The organism is Sphingomonas sp. T1, from assembly GCF_902506585.1.
Lineage (GTDB): Bacteria > Pseudomonadota > Alphaproteobacteria > Sphingomonadales > Sphingomonadaceae > Sphingomonas > Sphingomonas aerolata.
This window is the reverse complement of the sequence record NZ_LR733875.1, coordinates 2,576,353-2,594,355: the sequence shown is the minus strand read 5'-3', so window position 1 is coordinate 2,594,355 and position 18,003 is coordinate 2,576,353. Positions and strand designations below refer to the sequence as shown.

The following is an 18,003-nucleotide window of genomic DNA, read 5'->3' as shown; positions in this document are numbered from 1 at the left end:
CGGTCCTCGTGGCGAGTGCTACTCGCGGCGGCGCCTAGGCGGCGTAGTCGGTTTCGGTGATCTCGTTGTCCGCCATCAGCCGCAGCCGGTTGATCAGGCGGCATGCGATCTCCGGCTTGCCGGGCCCGTTCGGGGTGGCGAGCATCGGGATGAGCTGCTGGTCGACGAACGTGTCGGGACCCGAATAGGCCAGCGAAAAGCGCCGGAACCCCCGGTCGAGGCCGATCATGTCCGTGATGATCGTCACGTCGCTATGGCGCCGGTCGGCGCTCAGCCGCGCGAGCAGATTGGAGATCGCCGGATCCGGTCCCTCGACCAACTGGACGAAGTGCAGATCGGTGATGATCAGCGCGCCGGTGATGCCGGCCTGTGCGTTCCGCGCACTGGACTCGTTGACGATCTCCATCAGCGCGCGCTGATCCATCGCGATATCGGGCTTGATCTTGCTCAGATACAGCACTGTCCGCAAGGCTGGCACGGGCGTCGCGCGGGCGGGCCGGATCGCGGTGACGGGTGTCGGCCGGGGTTGCGGCCGGCTGGCGATCCGCAGGGCCCAGTCCTGCTCGCGGCGCATCGCGCGTCCCGGAACATAGCCCTGGATCGAAATGAGCCGTCCGGTCGCGGTCGAGGAGAGCCCTGTCTGCATGATCGTCACATATCCGGTAAAGCGATGGTGCATCCCGCCTAGCATGGCGCATGTCAGCACTGTAATATCGTAGAACTACGAACCGGACTTTAGTATGGGATCTGCGTCCGTGATCGGGACCCACAGCGCGTTAGTCTGTTCGAATTCGGAAAGATGATCGATCAATAGTGCACGCGGTCGACACGGGCATCTGCGGGGACTCGGTGGCGGATGCAGATTCGTACGGCGCGACGCGCGTCGCTAGGTGCCGGTGCGGACCGCGAGCAGGCGGGCGACCCGCGCCTTGAACGCGCGCAGTGCCGGGCCGGACAGCTGTGCCGCGCTCGCCAGCGATACCGATCGCGGATTGATCGCGCCGCCGTTCCTCCACACTTCCCAGTGGAGATGCGGCCCCGTCGACATACCGGTCGAGCCGACATAGCCGATGACCTGGCCCTGGCGTACGCGCGTGCCCGATGCGACCGCGATCCGGCTCATATGGCCATAGCCGCTCGCCAGACCGCCGCCGTGGACGAGCTTGACGAAATTGCCATAGCCGCCGGTCCGGCCCGCGAAGCTCACCACCCCGTCGGCCATCGCGTGGATCGGCGCGCCCCGCGGCGCGCCGATGTCGAGTCCCTTGTGCATCCGCGTGAAGCCGAGCAGCGGATGCACGCGCAGGCCGAAACCGGACGTGATGCGGCCGATCACCGGCATGCCCGACACGGCGCGGCGTTCGGTCTGGCCATTGGCATCGAACCAGCCGCCGCGACCGGCGTCTTCGCCCTCTGCAGTGGCGAGATCCGACTGGTTGTTGGTCGCAGCGGCCGGTGCGAAGCGGACGAGTTGCAGCGTGCGCCGTCCCTGGTCGATCCCGGCGAACAGCAGCGCGCCGATCCGCGTTTCGCCGGTCGCGGCGCGTTCGCGGGCAACGATCAGGTCGAAACGGTCCGTCGCGCTGACGTCGCGCCCGATCGACAGCCGTGTCGCGATCGCCTTGATATAGGTCTCGACCGCCTTGGCGGGCACACCGGCGGCGCGCATCGACCGGTAGAGGCTCGGTCCGGCGAGCCCCTGGATCCGTAGCGGAGTGCGATCGACCGCGATCGCCGTGCGCGTCATCGCCAGACCCGCTGCGGTGCGGTGCAGTGATACGTCGAGGTCGAACCGTGCGCGCACCGCGAGCGATTCGAGTGGGCGGGCTACCGTGCGATCCGCGCGCCGGCCCAGCGTCAGCGCGATCCGCGTGCCCGCCGGGATCGCGCCGGGATCGACCGTCTGCGCGATCAGCGCCGATGCAGCACTGGCGTCACGCCGGCTGACGCCCGCGCGGATCAGGACCCGGTCGAAGGCATCGCCCTGACCCAGTGTCGCGGCAAGATCGACGCTGGGCCGTTCGGGGGCCTGCGCGAGCGGCACGACAAGGTCGTTCGCCGCCATCCGCCGCCCCGTATCCGCGCCCTGGCCGAGCGGCGCGATCGCCAGTGCCCGCGCCTGCTCGCGTGCCGAACCGGCCAGCGGTGCGGGGACGCCGCCGGTCAGCGGACGAAAGCCGGGGGCGAGCATGACGGTCGCAGCGCACAGCGCGGTGCAGTTCGCGAGGCCGCGCCACCACGTCGCACTACCGATCGCGCTGCCCAGATCGGGCACCCAGTCGATCCGTGCTGCGGCGTCGTGCAACCGCGTGATGCCCCGGGGAATTGCGTCGGAACCGGTGGTGGCGGCGCGCCCGAAACCTCGGGCGTCGATGCCGCCCGCCAGCCCCAGTTCCTGCTCCGTCCCTAGATACACGTCGCGCACCTCGTGGCCCAAATTCCTGGCGCACATTTCCGGCCAGGCTCGCCGTTCCCCCCGGCGCGGGTCGGAGTCCTGTGCAGCAAGGGTCCTAAAGTCAAATTAACCCGCCGCACGCCAGCCACGCACGACGACGAGGCGTGGTGCGGCGGGGGCGGACGGAAGCCTGTGCGCGGAATACGGCGAACTTGTCCTGCCGGTCATTGCGCCGCGCGACCTAACGCCCGATGTTCAAGGCTATGAGTGACGATGTGTCCGGCGGCGTGACCGCGGTCCTGGGGCCGACCAACACAGGCAAGACGCACCTCGCGATCGAGCGGATGTGCGCGCATTCGAGCGGCATGATCGGCTTCCCGCTGCGACTGCTGGCGCGCGAGGTCTATGACCGCGTCGTCGCGATCAAGGGCGCGAACCGCGTCGCGCTGGTCACCGGCGAGGAAAAGATCATGCCGCCCGATGCGCGCTGGCTGCTCTGCACCGCCGAATCGATGCCCGACCGCGACGTCGCGTTCGTCGGGCTGGACGAGGCGCAGCTGGGCGCCGATCCCGAGCGCGGCCATGTATTCACCGACCGGCTGCTCCGTGCCCGCGGACGCGAGGAGACGATGATTCTCGGCTCCGAGGCGCTGCGGCCGATGATCAAGGCGCTCGTGCCCGGGGCGGAAATCGTCAACCGCCCGCGTTTCTCGACGCTTACCTATGCGGGCGCCAAGAAGATCAGCCGCCTGCCCAAGCGGTCCGCGATCGTCGCCTTCTCGGCCGAGGAGGTCTATGCCGTCGCCGAGATGCTGCGGCGGCTGCGCGGTGGTGCGGCGGTGGTGATGGGCGCGCTGTCACCGCGTACCCGCAACGCGCAGGTCGCGATGTTCCAGGCGGGCGAGGTCGATTATCTCGTCGCCACCGACGCGATCGGCATGGGGCTCAACATGGACGTCGCGCATGTCGCGTTCGCCAGCCTCAACAAGTTCGACGGCAAGCGCCAGCGTCGCCTGACCGTGGCCGAGATGGCGCAGATCGCGGGCCGCGCCGGGCGACACCAGCGCGACGGCACGTTCGGCGCGCTGTCCGATGACGGGCCCGGCGCGTTCCTGCCCGAAGAGGTGCTCGCGATCGAGGAACACCGCTTCCCGCGCCTCGAAAACCTCTACTGGCGGCAGGGTGAACCCGATTTTGCCAGCATCGACGCGCTGGTCGCCAGCCTCGAGGCGCGCCCGCCCGCGGGCGTCCTGCGCGCCGCACCCCAGGCGCTCGACCTCGGCGTGCTCAAGCGGCTCGCCGAGGAGGGCTGGGTGCGCGAACGGACGCGGCACCCGAAGATGGTCGCGCGGCTCTGGGCGGCGTGCGGCATCCCTGATTTCCGCAAGGTCGGGCTCGACCCGCATGCGCGCTTCGTCTCGCGGGTGTTCGGACATCTCAGCGAGGGGCGGGGGCATATCCCGCACCAATGGTTCGCCGACGAGATCGTGCGGCTCGACACCGTCGCGGGCGACGTGCCGGTGATCGCGGGCCGGATCGCGGCGACGCGGATCTGGGCCTATATCGCGCAGCGGGCCGACTGGCTCGCCGAGCCCGCGCACTGGGCCGCGCGCACCGCCGCGCTCGAGGAGCGTCTGTCCGACGCGCTTCATGCCAGTCTGACGCAGCGCTTCGTCGACAAGCGTACGACCGCGCTGATGCGTCAGATCGGTGCGGACGCCGCGTCGCTCCCGGTCGTGATCGGTCCGGAGGGCGAGGTGATGGTCGAGGATCACCCGATCGGCCGCCTCGACGGCTTCCGCTTCACCGTCGCCGCCGACGCGCGCGCCAGCGACAAGCGCCTGCTGCTCGCCGCCGCCGAAAAGCGGCTGACGGGCGAACGCACGCGGCGCGGCCAGTCGCTCGTCGATGCGCCGGATGCGGACATCGCGCTCGACGAGTCGGCGCAGATCGTGTGGGCGGGGCATCCGGTCGCCCGTCTCGGCGCCGGCCCGTCCTTCGCCCGCCCGAAACTGATCCTCGATCGCGCGCTCGACTGTCTCGACAAGGCGGCGCGCGAGCGGATCGAGACGCGCCTGTCGCGCTGGCTCGCGGCGATGCTCAAGCGGCGGCTCGCGGTGCTCGTCGATCTTGCCGCGCTCAGCCGCGACGCGGACGCGACCCCGGCGTTGCGCGCGGTCGCCAGCGCGATCGAGGAAGCGGGCGGGATCCTGCCCCGCCTGCCGATGCGGCTCGCGCTCGAGGCGGTCGATCCCGACGAGCGCAAGCGGTTGCGCAAAATCGGCATCATGATCGGTGCGCTCGACCTGTTCGACGTCCGCCTGCTCAAGCCCGAGCCGGCGCGCTGGCGCCGTATCCTCGCTGGCATCCGCGGGACGGTGATCACCGCGCCGCGCGACGGGGCGACCGTGCTCGCGCGCGGCAGCGACGGCGCGACGCTCGAGGCCGGGTTCCGCCCGCTGGGGCTTCAGGCGGTGCGCGTCGACCTGATCGAGCGTATCGCCCGCGCCGCGCATGATTCGCGCACCGGCCGCGCACCGTTCGCGCCCGACCCGGCGCTCGCGACCTCGATCGGGCTCGAGCCCGCGTCGATCGAGCGGCTGATGGCCGAGCTCGGCTTCAAGGCGCTGGCGGGCGACACGCCGCGCTGGGTCTGGCGCGGCCGCCCGCCCGCGCGCGCGGTCCCTGCGACGCCGATCGACCCGTCGCGGCAGAACGCGTTCGCCGGGCTTGCCGCACTGGTCCGCCATGGGTGAAGGCGCGATGCGGATCGATCGGTTCCTGTGGTTCGTCCGGCTCGCCAAGACGCGCAGCGCGGCCCAGGCGATCGCCGAGAAGGGGCATCTGCGAATCGACGGCCGCGCGATCGATCGCGCACACTGTCCCGTCCGGATCGGCAACGTCCTGACCTTCGCCGCCAACGACCGCGTCCGCGTGATCCGCATCGAGGCACTGCCGACACGCCGCGGTCCCGCCCCCGAAGCGCAGGCGTGCTATCAAGACCTGATCGCCGGCCAGACCCCCGCCCTCGACTAACCGAATCCTCCCCCTGGCGGGGAAGGATAAGCCGGCGGCAAAGCCTGATAACGTCTCGCAGAAGGCTTGCTATGATTGACGCGACGGGCCTGCGCGCATAGTCGCAGGCCGTTCGTCGCCGGGAAGGAATCCGGCCCAGGAGTTCTGCAATGACCTACGTCGTCACCGATGCCTGCATCCGCTGCAAGTACATGGATTGCGTGGAAGTGTGCCCGGTCGATTGCTTCTATGAGGGCGAGAACATGCTGGTGATCAATCCCAGCGAGTGCATCGACTGCGGCGTGTGCGAACCCGAATGCCCCGCCGAGGCGATCCTGCCCGACACCGAAAGCGGGCTGGAGCAGTGGCTCGAACTCAACACGACCTTCTCTGCGCAGTGGCCCAACGTCACTCGCAACGACAACCAGACGCCGCCCGACGCGGACGCGATGAAGGGCGTTGAGGGCAAGTTCGACAAGTATTTCTCGCCCGAGCCAGGCGCCGGCGACTGAAAATCGCACGAAATTCGTGTCTTTATGGCGGATTGGGGCACGAGGGCTGTCACGATCGGCTGGTAATTTTGTTGCAAAGATGGTAATTGGGTCCGTGACGGGCGCGATATGTCAAGTCGTCCGCCTGGAGTATGTTCGAACCCTATTCCTCCACGGTGCAATCCGGCGAACGCGTCGCTGTGGCACCGCGTGGAGGCATTGATCCGGAAAGGCCCCCAATGGCTGCCAAGGCACTGTCCTTCGACGTCGGTGATTTCGTCGTTTACCCAAAGCACGGAGTCGGCCGTGTGATCGAGCTGCAACGCTCGGAAATCGCCGGCATGACGCTCGAACTCTACGTCCTCCGTTTCGAGAAGGAGCGCATGACGCTCCGCGTTCCGACCAACAAGGCCGAAAGCGTCGGCATGCGCAAATTGTCTTCGGACAAGACCATGCGCGAGGCGATGGACACGCTCAAGGGCAAGCCCAAGGTCAAGCGCACCATGTGGTCGCGCCGCGCGCAGGAATATGAGGCGAAGATCAATTCGGGCGACCTCGTGTCGATCGCCGAAGTGGTCCGCGACCTGTTCCGCGCCGACGACCAGCCCGAGCAGAGCTATTCCGAGCGTCAGATCTTCGAAGGTGCGACCAGCCGTCTCGCCCGCGAACTCGCCGCGATGGAAGAGATTGACGAGCCCAAGGCGCAGGAGAAGATCCTCGACATCCTCCGCGCTGCCGCCGCGATCTACAACAAGGACAAGCTGCCTGCCTGACCGCTGGCGCTCCGTTCGATGACGCAAGGGCGGTCCCGCGGGGCCGCCCTTTTGCGTTTCTGGCCCGCCGGCCGATGACCACCACGGATTCCGCTTCCGCCTCTCGCCGATCGGGTGTATTGTTTGGGCAATACACAGGAGGATGCCATGAAGTATCTCGCGCTCGGTCTGATGATGCCGCTTGCCGCCTGCTCGTTCGGCTGGTCGGGGGACGATGACGGGGCGGGGGCATCGCCGAGCGGCACCGGCACGACCCGCACCTATACGGTCAGCGATTTCAGCACGATCGACCTGCGCGGTGCGAGCGATGTCGATGTGCGCGTGGGAACTGGCTTTTCGGTGCGTGCGCAGGGGCCTGCCGAGGCGCTCGACCGGCTGACGATCGAGCGGGACGGCGACACGCTCGAGATCGGGCGGCGCAAGGGCGTCAATCTCAACTGGGGGCGATCGGGCAAGGTCAAGGTCTTCGTCACGCTGCCGCGGCTGGCGGCGGCGGCGATATCGGGATCGGGGGACATGACCGTCGACCGGGTCGAGGGAACGCGATTCGCGGCCGATGTCGCAGGCTCCGGCAGCCTGGGGGTCGCGGCGGTGAAGGTCGACGATCTCGCCGTCTCGATCGCGGGCTCGGGCAGCGTCTCGGCGGCAGGATCCGCGCGGGCGCTGGCGGTCGAGATCGCCGGCTCGGGGGATGTCGACGCAGCCGGGCTCAAGGCCCGGTCCGCGCGGGTCGAGATTGCCGGCTCGGGCAGCGTCCGCGCGGTCGTCGATGGCCCTGCCACCGTCGACATGATGGGGTCGGGCGATGTCGACCTGGGCAGCGCGGCGCGGTGCACCGTGTCCAAGATGGGCTCCGGCTCGGTCCGCTGCGCACCGTGACCCGCTGCGCGCACGGCTTGCGTCGGTGCGCCGAAGCGGCAACGATCTGGCGATGATCCGTTTTCTTGTCCTGCCGCTCCTGTTTGCCTGTCCCGTTGCCGCAGCCGCGGCCGATCGTAGCGTGTCGGTGGGCAGCTTCGAGCGGGTCCGGATCGACGGTCCGTTCGACGTGCGCCTCGTCACGGGATCGCCCGGCGCAAAGGTCTCGGGGGATCCGCATGCGACCGAGGCGGTCGACATCCGCGTTGACGGTGCGACGCTGTCGGTCCGGCGGAGCACGAGCCGCTGGGGCGAGCGCCCCGAGACGGGGGCGCAGCGCCCGGTCATCGTGACGCTGTCCACCCCGCGTCTTGCCTTTGCCAGCGTCGTGGCGGGGGGGCGGCTGACGATCGATCGCATGAAGGGGCTGCGGCTGGATCTCGCGGTCAGCGGTGCGGGCAGCCTTGCGGTGAACGATGCGCAGGCGGACCAGCTGAACGCCACCGTCATCGGCACGGGGCGGATGACGCTGGCAGGGCGCAGTGCGCGCGCGCGTCTGACCGTCAGTGGTCCGGGGCTGATCGACGCGACCGCACTTGCCGTCGATGATCTCGTCGTCATGCAGGACGGTGTCGGCGAAACCCGCGCCTCGGCGCGCCGCACCGCGCAGGTGACGAACGGCGGTGCGGGCTCGGTCACGGTCGCGGGCACCGCCGCCTGCACGGTCCGGGCCGCGGCGACCGGCCCGGTGATCTGCGGCCGCTAAGCGCGCAGGCTAGATCAGCGCGAGTTCAGCGAGCTTGGTCATCAGCGCGGGCGGCATGATGTCGAGCCCGGTCGCGTCGCCGCCCAGATCGAGCGGCGCATCGGCGCCCTCCAGATACCGCCACCCCTGATGTGCGCGCTTGGGCCGGGCCTGAACGAGCACCAGTTTGGGGTCGATATGGATCGCGACGCGTCCGCCCTCCGCCTCGCCAAAGCCCAGGATCGGCGACCGCGCGATCAGCTGGTGCTTCAGGATCCAGTACATCGAGCCGCCTTCGCCGACCGGCCCCGCAACCTCCTCGTGCCGCTTGGGCAGGTAGCGGGTGGTGAGGAACACGGGGCCCTCTTCGCCGCGCAGCCGCAGGCGCTCCGCCAGATGGTCGACGCTGTCCGCGCCGAACGCGACTTTGGTGAGGTGAAGCGGCATCCGTCTGGAAATGGGCGCTAATCCGCGCCAGTCAACCGGAGCGTCAACCGTGCAGCCCCCACAGGCTGGCAAGGCCGAGGAACGAGAAGAACCCCATCGTGTCGGTCATCGTGGTCACGAACACCGCCGACGAGACCGCGGGATCGATCCGGAACTTGTCGAGCGTGATCGGGACCAGCACGCCGGAAAGCCCTGCGGTGATGTTGTTGGTGAGCATCGCCGCCGCGATCACGATCGACAGATCGGTGTTGCGGAAGATCACATAGGTACCCAGGCCGATCAGCGTGCCCAGCATGACGCCATTGGCCGTGGCGATCCGGAATTCGCGGACGATCATCCGCTTGGTGTTCGAACTCGTCAGCTGGTTGGTCGCGAGCGCGCGGACCACGACCGCGAGCGTCTGCGTCCCGGCATTGCCGCCCATCCCCGATACGATCGGCATCAGCACCGCAAGCAGAGCGAAGCTCGCGATCGTCCCCTGGAACAGCCCGACGACCGACGATGCGACCATCGCGGTGCCCAGATTGACCACCAGCCAGGTGAAGCGCGTCCGCACCGTCAGCCGGATCGGTTCGTTGATGTCGCCGTCGCCAGCCCCTGCCAGACGCAGCGTATCCTCGCCCGCCTCTTCGGAAATGATGTGGACGATGTCGTCGACCGTGATCATGCCGACCAGCCGGCCGCCATGATCGACCACGGCGGCAGAGATCAGCGCATATTTCTGGAAGCGGAGCGCGACCTCTTCCTGGTCCATGTCGACCGGGATCAGCGTCTGTTCGCGCTTCATCACATCGGCCATCGCAATCCCGCGCGGCGTGCGCAGCATCCACGACAGCTGGCACGTGCCGATCGGCTTGTGCGCGGGGTCGACGACGAAGATTTCCCAGAAATCGGTCGTCAGCTCCTCGTGACCACGCAGATAGTCGATCGCGTCGCCGACGGTCCAGTGCTCGGGCACCGCGATCAGCTCGCGCTGCATCAGGCGGCCCGCGGATTCCTCAGGGTAGCTCAGCGCCTCCTCGATCGCGGCGCGATCATCGGGATCAAGCGCGCGCAGCACCGCGCGCTGCTCGTCCTCGTCCATGTCCTCGATGATCGCGACCGCGTCGTCGGTATCGAGTTCGGAGGCAAGGTCGGCGACCTGGTGCGGCTCGAGTGCGTCGATCAGATCCTCGCGGACATAATCGTTCATCTCGGCGAACACGTCGCCGTCGAGTAGATCGGTGACCGCGCGCGCCAGCGCCGCGCGATCCTCCTGCGGCGTCAGCTCGAAGAGATCGGCGATGTCGGCGGGGTGCAGCGGCTCGACCAGCGCGCGTGCCGCCGCATTGTCACCATCCTCGACCGCGTCGAGCACGGCGCGGACGAACTCGGGCCGCAACCGGTCGTCGCGATCGAGTTGGGTTTCGGGCTGGGTCTCGGTTTCGACCTCGGGAAGCTCGAGTTCGCTCATGGCTGCCTCCCTTAAAAGCGTGCGCTTGGGCCCTAACGCGCCGCGCATGCATTTGCCAGTCGCGGGGTGGATCCCTATCTGCCGCGCATCAATTCAGGAGAAGACCCAATGGCCGATACCCCCGAAACGCTGACGCTGACCCTCGACGGCGGTGACGTGACGATCAAGCTGCGCCCCGATCTGGCCCCGAAGCATGTCGAGCGCATCGTCGAGCTGGCCAATGACGGCTTCTATGACGGCGTCGTATTCCACCGCGTGATCCCGGGCTTCATGGCGCAGGGCGGCGATCCCACCGGCACCGGCATGTCGGGGTCGGACAAGCCGAACCTCAAGGCGGAATTCTCGGCCGAGCCGCATGTCCGCGGCGTGTGCTCGATGGCGCGCACCAACCAGCCCGACACGGCGAACTCGCAATTCTTCATCGTGTTCGACGACGCGCGCTTCCTCGACAAGCAGTACACCGTCTGGGGTGAAGTCACCAACGGCATGGAGCTGATCGACGCGCTCCCCAAGGGCGAGCCGCCGCGCCAGCCCGGCAAGATCGTGAAGGCCCGCGCAGCCTGAGCTGAAGACTGTACCGGCGCAGCGAAGCTGCGTCGGAGACAGTCGAAGCCGGCCGGCGGAGCAACGCTCCGTCCGACGGCGCGGTTTAGCCGCGACGCGCTTCAAGTCAGGAGCGCGTCGCGGTTACTACCCCGACACTCTCTCAACCGTACATCCGGTATCCGAGCGGAGGCTGTGCCTCGCTAAACTTCCGCTAGCGTCTTGATCAGCCAGTCATGGAACAGCTTGACCGGCTTGGCCTGCAATGCGCGCGGGCGGCAGACGAACCAATAGCTGTACGGGCTCTCCACCTCGATTTCGAACAGCCGCACGAGCCGCGGATCGTTCGCATCCTCGAAATGGCTGGCATGCATGAACGCGACGCCCAGCCCCTGCGCCGCCGCTTCGAGCATCAGCGCCCCCGAATCGAAATGATCGATCGCCAGCGGCTCGATATCGTCGAGCCCAGCTGCCGTCCGCCACGCGGTGAACGTATCCGTCATGTCGCGGTGGACTAGCGCGGTCAGCGTCGAGAGCTGTTCGGGTCGGGTGATCGGATCGGCGCGGTCGAGCAGGGTGCGCGCACCGATCACATAGACCGAATTGCGATCGAGCCGCCGCGCATAGAAGGCCGGATCGATCTCGCGCGACAGCGCGATCACCGCGTCCAGCCCGTCGCCCAGCCGCGATACCAGATGCGCCGCGGTATCGATGTCGAGATGCAGTTCGGGATGCGACGCGCGCAGTTCGCCGAGCCGCGGGAACAGCTTCTGCGACGCATAGAGCGGCAGGATGCCGAGCCGCAGCCGCAGCACCTCGGTCGTACTGGTCATCGACTCGACCGCATCTGACAGCGAATCGAGCACCGGCGCGATCTGCGCGAGCAGGCGTTCGCCGTCGGCGTTCAGCACCATCGCCTGGTGCCGGCGCGCGAACAGCGGCTTGGCGATGAACCGTTCGAGGCTCTGCACGCGCCGGCTGAGCGCGGGCGCGGACAGCGCCAGATCCTCCGCGGCGGCCTTGATCGAGCCCAGCCGCGCGACCTGGACGAACGCCTCGATAGCCCCGAGTGGCGGCAGCCTCCGCATGATTCCTCCCCGACTCCCTTATCCGACTCGATGCATGTGATCCGCATCATTGGCCGCATTGAAGCCTACGATTGCAGTTAGCGCAATCGTAGCGGATCCATTCGCACTTGCAACATGAACCGCCTCGACGCAAAAAGACCTCGCCTTTCAGGCATCCTCTCCTAAAAACTTTCATGGGCTGGCCTTCATTGGCCGGCCCTTTTTTTGTCTTTTCAAGTCCTCGCAAGCCCGGCGGCGGCCCCCCATCTGACACGCTTCGAGTTTGAAGGAGTCGAGATGCCCGATAGCGAAACCCCGACGCGGAAAATCCAGGTGGCGAACGCGCGTCCCGAGGACAGCGGCCGCGGCCTGGCGCATCTGCCGCGCGCGCTGATGGCGACGCTCGGCATCGGCGAGGGCGACGTGATCGAGATCCTCGGCAAGCAGAACACGCCCGCGCGTGCCGTCGGGCCGTATCCGGAGGACGAGGGGCTCGACATCCTGCGCATCGACGGGCTCCAGCGCGCCAATGCGGGCGTCGGCTCGGGCGATTTCGTCGAGGTGCGCAAAGCCGAATCGAAGCCCGCGACGCGCGTCGTCTTCGCACCCGCACAGCAGAATCTCAGGCTCCAGGGCTCGACCAACGCGTTGAAGCGCACATTCCTCGGCCGGCCGATCTGCCAGGGCGACATCGTCGCGACCGCGGGGCATCAGCGCGTCGGCAACATGCCCGCGGGCGTCCAGCAGTTCATGAACGCGCCCGCCTATGCGCTGCAGGAGATCCGCCTCGCGGTGATCGCCGCCAGCCCCAAGGGCGTCGTCCATATCGACGAAAATACCGAGATCGAGCTGCGCCCCGAATATGAGGAGCCGCAGGACGCACGCCGCGCCGACGTCACCTATGACGATATCGGCGGCATGGCGCAGACGATCGACCAACTGCGCGAGATGGTCGAGCTGCCGTTGCGCTACCCCGAACTCTTCCAGCGACTCGGCGTCGATCCCCCCAAGGGGGTGTTGCTGCACGGCCCCCCCGGCACCGGCAAGACGCGGCTCGCGCGCGCGGTCGCCAATGAATCCGACGCACAGTTCTTCCTGATCAACGGCCCCGAGATCATGGGGTCGGCCTATGGCGAATCGGAAGGCAAGCTGCGCCAGGTGTTCGAGGAGGCCGCCAAGGCCGCGCCGTCGATCGTCTTCATCGACGAGATTGATTCGATCGCACCCAAGCGCGGGCAAGTGTCGGGCGAGGCGGAAAAGCGTCTCGTCGCGCAGCTGTTGACGCTGATGGACGGGCTGGAGGCACGCGCCAATCTCGTCGTGATCGCCGCGACCAATCGTCCCGAGGCGATCGACGAGGCGCTGCGGCGTCCCGGCCGGTTCGACCGCGAGATCGTCGTCGGCGTTCCCGACGAGCGCGGCCGCCGCGAGATTCTCGGCATCCATGCGCGCGGCATGCCTTTGGGCGACCGGGTCGATCTCGACGAGCTGGCGCGCACGACCTACGGCTTTGTCGGTGCCGATCTCGCAGCACTCGCACGCGAGGCCGCGATCGAGGCGGTGCGGCGAATCATGCCCAAGCTCAACCTTGAGGAGCGCACGATCCCGCCCGAGGTGCTCGACGACCTGTCGGTCACGCGCGAGGATTTCCTCGGCGCGTTGAAGCGCGTCCAGCCCTCGGCGATGCGCGAGGTCATGGTCCAGGCGCCGACCGTGCGCTGGGCCGATGTCGGCGGACTGGACGACGCTCAGATGCGGCTGAAGGAGGGCGTCGAGCTTCCGCTCAAGAATCCTGACGCGTTCCGGCGGCTTGGCATCCGCCCGGCCAAGGGCTTCCTGCTCTACGGCCCGCCCGGTACCGGCAAGACGCTGCTCGCGAAGGCGGTCGCGCGCGAGGCGGAGGCGAATTTCATCGCCACCAAATCGTCCGACCTGCTCAGCAAATGGTATGGCGAGAGCGAGCAGCAGATCACCCGGCTGTTCCAGCGCGCGCGGCAGGTCGCACCGTGCGTGATCTTCATCGACGAGCTCGATTCGCTGGTGCCCGCACGCGGCAGCGGCGCGGGCGAGCCGCAGGTGACCGAGCGCGTCGTCAACACGATCCTCGCCGAGATGGACGGTCTGGAAGAGCTCCAGTCGGTCGTCGTGATCGGCGCGACCAACCGCCCCAATCTGATCGACCCGGCGCTGCTTCGCCCGGGGCGGTTCGACGAGCTTGTCTATGTCGGCGTGCCCGACAAAGCGGGGCGCCGCCGGATCCTCGGCATCCAGACGCAAAAGATGCCGCTCGCGTCCGACGTCGATCTCGATCGTCTCGCGGACCGCACCGACCGGTTCTCGGGTGCGGACCTGGAGGACGTCGTCCGCCGCGCAGGCCTGGTCGCGCTGCGTCGCTCGATCGATTCGACCGACGTGACGATGGCCGATTTCGACAATGCGCTGAAGGAATCGCGCGCCAGCGTCACGCCCGAGACCGAGCGTGAGTATGAGCAGATGGCCGCCCGCCTGAAACAGGACGCGACCGCCATCCAGCCGATCGGCTTCGCCTTCCCCAGCAAAGGCGCGGCGTGATCGTCGCCCCTCTCCTTGACGGGAGAGGGGCTACCGCCCGCATGGTTTCATTCGGCGGGCGATAGTCGACTGGCCGAATGGCCCTGATCTTGTGCCATGTGTTGACATTACCGGGCACGGGTCCAATGTAACTTTCATGTACGCATCCGCGACACATAAGCGTTTCCTCGACCACGCCGGCCAACTCGCCGCACGGGGTTAGCCCGAGCTCGCGGCTATAGGCCGCTGGAGTTCGGGCTTTATTCGATCTGACCTTTGGACGTGCGCTGCACGCCCATGATCTCGAATATACGGAAACCACGCAATGTCAGGCCCAGCCTCTGAATCTGGCGATCACTCGCCAGCGCGCCGCGACGTCGATGAAGACGCCCTGTCTCCGAAAGCCTCGTTGCGGATGCGTCCCAGGCATTTCTTTTCGAAGAAATTCGATATGGAACTCGTCGAGGATTATTCGAAGGAAGAGGCCGATCGGGACGCTGCCGGGCAGCCGAAATGGCTCAACCGACTGATCCAGATGAACTTGTTACTGATGATCCTCTTGATCGGGGTTCCGCTGCTTCTGTACTGCATCGGAATGTCGGCGAAATAGCGGAGCCGCGGCCTGACGAATCCCGGGTCAGCCGCCCGACGCGTCCTTCGCCTCATTCAGCGTCACCCAGGCATAGCCGATCAACACCACGCACGCTGCGCCCGCGACCAGATAAGGCAGCGAATGTTGCGCCTCGTACAGTCCGACCCCGATCGACGGCCCGAGCACGAAGCTCGCGCCGTTGATGCTGGTCACCTTGCCCGCGACCGACCCTTGCGCATTCGCGCCGACCGCGAGCGAGGCACCCGCGGTAAAGCCCGGCCGCGTGAAGCCGAAACCGAGACTCGCCAGCGCATAAGCGGTCGCGATCGTGTAGAGCGAGGTCGCGATCCCCGTCAGCGCGGTGCCCGCCGCCGCCAGCACCAGCCCGGTCAGGACGAGCTGGCGCGGGGTCAGGTTGAGCCGCGGAATGATTCCCCATTGCGCGAGCAGCGCTGCACCCGCGCCCATCATCAGCACGATCCCCGTGGGCTCGAGCGCAAGTGCGGGCGCAAGGTTGAGCCGGTCGATCACCAGGAACCCGATCGCCTGCCCGGTCATCGCCTGCGCATGCCCCATCACCAGCCCGGCGATCATCCAGGCGCGGATGCGCGGATCGGTATAGCCGACCTGTTCGACATGCGACTGGGTCGCGGCAGTGACCGACGCACCGCTCGGCGCGCCGCCGATCGACGGATAGGCCGAACTCGCGCCGTGCATATCGTCATGCGGCGCGACGATCCGGTCGTCGGGCAGCATCCGCCGCACCGTGATCCACACCGCCACGCCGAACAGCGCGAACAGGAAGGCGGGGCCCGCCAGCCCTACCTCGAGTCCGCCGACCGACCCGAGGATCAGATAGGGCGCGATCGCCGGCCCCAGGATCGTGCCGAGCCCGAAGGCGGAAGCGAGCAGCGTCAGCGCGCGGGTCCGCTCCGCGCGCGTCGTCTCGCCCGCGACCAGCGCCTGCACCGCGGGCGGCGCGGCGGCACCGAATGCGCCATAGATCAGCCGCCCGGCGATGAAGCAGCCGAACGCCGCGGTCCCGCCGATCCAGTGGTTGATACCCGCCATCAGGAACAGCCCGCACAATGTCAGCGACACGCTGAACCCGCCGATGCCGAGCAGTATCATCGCGCGGCGGCCATGCCGGTCGGACCGGTTCGCCCAGAACGGCGCGGCGATCACCCACAGCAGCGCGGACACCGAAAACGCGCCCGCCACCGCGCTGTCGGCGACGCCCAGCGACCGGCCGAGCGCGGGCAGCACCGATTGCAGCGCGGTATTGCCCGCCGCGATCGTCAGCATGACGAGGAACATCAGGGCGAAGCGACGATCGATCCGCGCATCCTCGCGACCGGTGCCGGTCATGGCCGCGCCCAGTCATAGTCGCGCTCGACCCGTGCGACGGTGACGCGGTAGCGGTCATACCAGAGCGCCCGCCCGCGCTCGCGAATCGCGGCATGGTCGGGATCGTCGCGCCACGCGATCGCCGCGGCGTCGTCCGCCCAATAGCTGATCGTGATCCCCAGCCCGGCTTCGTCGCGCACGCTGTCGATCCCGCGATAGCCGGGTTGCGTCGCGGCGAGCGCCTCCATTACGGCGGCGGCCGCGGCATAGCCGGCGGGGTCGGTGCCGTTACGGTTCGACATGAAAATGACCGCCGTCTGGCCCGTCCGATCGTCGTGCATGCCCAATGCTTAAGCCAAGCCCGGGGGTTGGCAAGCGCGGGTTGCGGCACCGGGCACTGGTCGCGTTCGGTGCGGTTCGTCGCGTGATGCAACCCGCAGGCCTTGAAACACGTTTGGAATCCGTGCGACGGGGGGCTCAAAGCCTCGCGTGCGCGCGGGATCCCTGATCGTAAGGAACACGATGCCCAGTCCGACCACAGCCGCCCGGCGCGCGCGCACCCGCCCCGCCGGCGTGCCCTCCCCGTGGCAGATGTTCTTCACCGAATTCCTGAAACACCCTGTCATGGTCGGCTCGATCGTGCCGTCGTCGGACAAGCTGATCCGCAAGATGCTCGGCCGGGTCGACTGGGACAACACCAAGGTGTTCGTCGAATATGGACCCGGCGTCGGCACCTTCTGCCGCCCGATTCTCGACCGCATGGCGCCCGACGCGACGCTAATCGTGATCGATACCAACCCCGATTTCATCCGCTATCTGCGCCACACGATCACCGATCCGCGGTTCTCGGCGGTGCTCGGCTCGGCGGCCGATGTCGAAAAGATCGTCGCCGATCACGGCTTCGAATCGGCCGACTATGTCCTTTCGGGCCTGCCCTTTTCGACGCTGCCCCCCGGCGTCGGTCCGGCGATCGCGGCCGGCACGCATTCGGTGCTGCGCAGCGGCGGCGCGTTCCTGGTCTATCAGTTCAGCCCGAAGGTGAAGGACTTCCTCACCCCGCATTTCGAATCGATCGATCACGACATGGAATGGTGGAACGTGCCCCCGGCGCAGCTCTACTGGGCCTGGAAGGACTGATCCGTCAGCCGCGCGCGCAGCGCGGCGCGTTCGTCGGGCGAGGCATCGGGTCTCGCCGATGCGGGCTTGCCCGCACGCAGCCGCGCGCGGTCTTTTGCATCGGGCTCGACGCGGCGGACGCGGACTGCGGCCCGGCCGAGGCGCTCGATCCCGAGCAGCCGGGCGGCGCCGCGTGACAGGTCGATCAGCCGCGAGGGCGTGAACGGCCCGCGGTCGTTGATCCGCAGCAGGATCGTCCGGCCGGTGTCGAGCGCAGTGACTTCGACATAACTCGGCAGCGGGAGGACGGTATGCGCGGCAGAAATGCCCTTCACGCGAAACCGTTCGCCGTTCGCGGTCTGGTTGCCCGATTCCCGGCCATACCAGCTCGCCATGCCGACCGCGTCATAGCCCGGCAGATCGGCGGGCCGGTAGGTCGTGCCGCGCACGCTGTAGGGGCGGCCGATCTTGACCGGATAGTCGCTGACCGGGCGGTAGCGCGTCGTGCCGCAGCCGGCGAGCATGGCGCACAGCGCGAGGGCGGCCAGCAGGCCGGGCGTATCGGAACGCGGTGCGATTGGGATCATTATCCCTGCTAGCGGACACCCGGT

General features: G+C 67.9%; 18 protein-coding genes. 10 read left to right on the top strand and 8 right to left on the bottom strand.

Going from position 1 to position 18,003, the window contains the following annotated elements; genetic code table 11:
• Positions 1–34: 34 nt before the first annotated feature.
• Together GV027_RS11720 and GV027_RS11715 are read right to left on the bottom strand one after the other, a co-directional pair.
• Complete coding sequence (locus tag GV027_RS11720) at positions 35–679, bottom strand: BLUF domain-containing protein (RefSeq protein ID WP_159511982.1); 645 nt, start codon at positions 677–679, stop codon at positions 35–37.
• A gap of 207 nt (positions 680–886) precedes the next feature.
• Complete coding sequence (locus GV027_RS11715) at positions 887–2,425, bottom strand: M23 family metallopeptidase (RefSeq protein ID WP_236559189.1); 1,539 nt, start codon at positions 2,423–2,425, stop codon at positions 887–889.
• 233 nt (positions 2,426–2,658) lie between these two features.
• On the opposite strand from GV027_RS11715, the gene GV027_RS11710 reads away from it, so the two are divergent.
• The 6 genes from GV027_RS11710 (at position 2,659) to GV027_RS11685 (ending at position 8,298) form a co-directional block, all read left to right on the top strand.
• A complete protein-coding gene (locus tag GV027_RS11710) occupies positions 2,659–5,151 on the top strand; it encodes a helicase-related protein (protein ID WP_159511980.1) in 2,493 nt (830 codons plus the stop codon).
• Between the two features lie 7 nt (positions 5,152–5,158).
• On the top strand, positions 5,159–5,431 hold the full coding sequence (locus GV027_RS11705; protein ID WP_159512880.1) for an RNA-binding S4 domain-containing protein: 273 nt from the start codon (positions 5,159–5,161) through the stop codon (positions 5,429–5,431).
• Positions 5,432–5,580: 149 nt separating this feature from the next.
• A complete protein-coding gene (gene fdxA, locus GV027_RS11700) occupies positions 5,581–5,922 on the top strand; it encodes a ferredoxin FdxA (protein ID WP_031393648.1) in 342 nt (113 codons plus the stop codon).
• A 218-nt stretch (positions 5,923–6,140) separates the two neighbouring features.
• Positions 6,141–6,674 carry a CarD family transcriptional regulator gene (locus GV027_RS11695; protein WP_031393647.1) on the top strand — a complete coding sequence of 178 codons (534 nt, stop codon included), beginning with the start codon at positions 6,141–6,143 and terminating at the stop codon, positions 6,672–6,674.
• 147 nt (positions 6,675–6,821) lie between these two features.
• Positions 6,822–7,553: a head GIN domain-containing protein gene (locus tag GV027_RS11690; protein ID WP_159511979.1), complete on the top strand. Its 732-nt coding sequence runs from the start codon at positions 6,822–6,824 to the stop codon at positions 7,551–7,553.
• 52 nt (positions 7,554–7,605) lie between these two features.
• Positions 7,606–8,298, top strand: coding sequence for a GIN domain-containing protein (locus GV027_RS11685; protein ID WP_159511978.1), 693 nt, complete (start codon positions 7,606–7,608; stop codon positions 8,296–8,298).
• Between the two features lie 9 nt (positions 8,299–8,307).
• Here GV027_RS11685 and GV027_RS11680 read toward each other — a convergent pair whose 3' ends face one another.
• Both GV027_RS11680 and mgtE read right to left on the bottom strand, forming a co-directional pair.
• Positions 8,308–8,724 (bottom strand): DUF1489 family protein, encoded by a 417-nt coding sequence (locus tag GV027_RS11680; protein ID WP_037530035.1) that lies wholly within the window; start codon positions 8,722–8,724, stop codon positions 8,308–8,310.
• A 43-nt stretch (positions 8,725–8,767) separates the two neighbouring features.
• Positions 8,768–10,177, bottom strand: coding sequence for a magnesium transporter (gene mgtE, locus GV027_RS11675; RefSeq protein WP_031440994.1), 1,410 nt, complete (start codon positions 10,175–10,177; stop codon positions 8,768–8,770).
• 108 nt (positions 10,178–10,285) lie between these two features.
• Between mgtE and GV027_RS11670 the strand changes: the two genes are divergently transcribed.
• Complete coding sequence (locus tag GV027_RS11670; RefSeq protein ID WP_031440995.1) at positions 10,286–10,741, top strand: peptidylprolyl isomerase; 456 nt, start codon at positions 10,286–10,288, stop codon at positions 10,739–10,741.
• Positions 10,742–10,923: 182 nt separating this feature from the next.
• Here the strand turns inward: GV027_RS11670 and GV027_RS11665 are convergent, their stop codons facing one another.
• Complete coding sequence (locus GV027_RS11665) at positions 10,924–11,808, bottom strand: LysR substrate-binding domain-containing protein (protein WP_037530034.1); 885 nt, start codon at positions 11,806–11,808, stop codon at positions 10,924–10,926.
• Positions 11,809–12,084: 276 nt separating this feature from the next.
• On the opposite strand from GV027_RS11665, the gene GV027_RS11660 reads away from it, so the two are divergent.
• Positions 12,085–14,358 carry a CDC48 family AAA ATPase gene (locus GV027_RS11660; protein WP_031396435.1) on the top strand — a complete coding sequence of 758 codons (2,274 nt, stop codon included), beginning with the start codon at positions 12,085–12,087 and terminating at the stop codon, positions 14,356–14,358.
• A gap of 304 nt (positions 14,359–14,662) precedes the next feature.
• Positions 14,663–14,947 (top strand): hypothetical protein, encoded by a 285-nt coding sequence (locus GV027_RS11655; protein ID WP_159511977.1) that lies wholly within the window; start codon positions 14,663–14,665, stop codon positions 14,945–14,947.
• 27 nt (positions 14,948–14,974) lie between these two features.
• On the opposite strand, the gene GV027_RS11650 is transcribed toward GV027_RS11655, so the two are convergent.
• Both GV027_RS11650 and GV027_RS11645 read right to left on the bottom strand, forming a co-directional pair.
• Positions 14,975–16,297, bottom strand: a complete 1,323-nt coding sequence (locus tag GV027_RS11650; RefSeq protein WP_037530031.1) for an MFS transporter — start codon at positions 16,295–16,297, stop codon at positions 14,975–14,977.
• A complete protein-coding gene (locus GV027_RS11645; RefSeq protein ID WP_159511976.1) occupies positions 16,294–16,617 on the bottom strand; it encodes an antibiotic biosynthesis monooxygenase in 324 nt (107 codons plus the stop codon). The genes GV027_RS11650 and GV027_RS11645 overlap by 4 nt, the downstream gene beginning before the upstream one ends.
• Positions 16,618–16,798: 181 nt before the next feature.
• Between GV027_RS11645 and GV027_RS11640 the strand changes: the two genes are divergently transcribed.
• Positions 16,799–17,413 (top strand): class I SAM-dependent methyltransferase, encoded by a 615-nt coding sequence (locus GV027_RS11640; RefSeq protein WP_031394390.1) that lies wholly within the window; start codon positions 16,799–16,801, stop codon positions 17,411–17,413.
• Here GV027_RS11640 and GV027_RS11635 read toward each other — a convergent pair.
• Complete coding sequence (locus tag GV027_RS11635) at positions 17,392–17,979, bottom strand: septal ring lytic transglycosylase RlpA family protein (RefSeq protein ID WP_201302614.1); 588 nt, start codon at positions 17,977–17,979, stop codon at positions 17,392–17,394. The two genes, GV027_RS11640 and GV027_RS11635, sit on opposite strands and share 22 nt — an antisense overlap.
• Between the last annotated feature and the right edge of the window lie 24 nt (positions 17,980–18,003).

Coding starts and splice junctions, on each gene's coding strand:
- fdxA (WP_031393648.1), top strand. CDS start 5,581: ATGACCTACGTCGTCACCGATGCCTGCATCCGCTGCAAGTACATGGAT.
- GV027_RS11650 (WP_037530031.1), bottom strand. CDS start 16,297: ATGACCGGCACCGGTCGCGAGGATGCGCGGATCGATCGTCGCTTCGCC.
- GV027_RS11655 (WP_159511977.1), top strand. CDS start 14,663: ATGTCAGGCCCAGCCTCTGAATCTGGCGATCACTCGCCAGCGCGCCGC.
- GV027_RS11635 (WP_201302614.1), bottom strand. CDS start 17,979: ATGATCCCAATCGCACCGCGTTCCGATACGCCCGGCCTGCTGGCCGCC.
- GV027_RS11660 (WP_031396435.1), top strand. CDS start 12,085: ATGCCCGATAGCGAAACCCCGACGCGGAAAATCCAGGTGGCGAACGCG.
- GV027_RS11705 (WP_159512880.1), top strand. CDS start 5,159: ATGCGGATCGATCGGTTCCTGTGGTTCGTCCGGCTCGCCAAGACGCGC.
- GV027_RS11690 (WP_159511979.1), top strand. CDS start 6,822: ATGAAGTATCTCGCGCTCGGTCTGATGATGCCGCTTGCCGCCTGCTCG.
- mgtE (WP_031440994.1), bottom strand. CDS start 10,177: ATGAGCGAACTCGAGCTTCCCGAGGTCGAAACCGAGACCCAGCCCGAA.
- GV027_RS11710 (WP_159511980.1), top strand. CDS start 2,659: ATGAGTGACGATGTGTCCGGCGGCGTGACCGCGGTCCTGGGGCCGACC.
- GV027_RS11665 (WP_037530034.1), bottom strand. CDS start 11,808: ATGCGGAGGCTGCCGCCACTCGGGGCTATCGAGGCGTTCGTCCAGGTC.
- GV027_RS11640 (WP_031394390.1), top strand. CDS start 16,799: ATGCCCAGTCCGACCACAGCCGCCCGGCGCGCGCGCACCCGCCCCGCC.
- GV027_RS11645 (WP_159511976.1), bottom strand. CDS start 16,617: ATGCACGACGATCGGACGGGCCAGACGGCGGTCATTTTCATGTCGAAC.
- GV027_RS11685 (WP_159511978.1), top strand. CDS start 7,606: ATGATCCGTTTTCTTGTCCTGCCGCTCCTGTTTGCCTGTCCCGTTGCC.
- GV027_RS11695 (WP_031393647.1), top strand. CDS start 6,141: ATGGCTGCCAAGGCACTGTCCTTCGACGTCGGTGATTTCGTCGTTTAC.
- GV027_RS11720 (WP_159511982.1), bottom strand. CDS start 679: ATGCACCATCGCTTTACCGGATATGTGACGATCATGCAGACAGGGCTC.
- GV027_RS11680 (WP_037530035.1), bottom strand. CDS start 8,724: ATGCCGCTTCACCTCACCAAAGTCGCGTTCGGCGCGGACAGCGTCGAC.
- GV027_RS11670 (WP_031440995.1), top strand. CDS start 10,286: ATGGCCGATACCCCCGAAACGCTGACGCTGACCCTCGACGGCGGTGAC.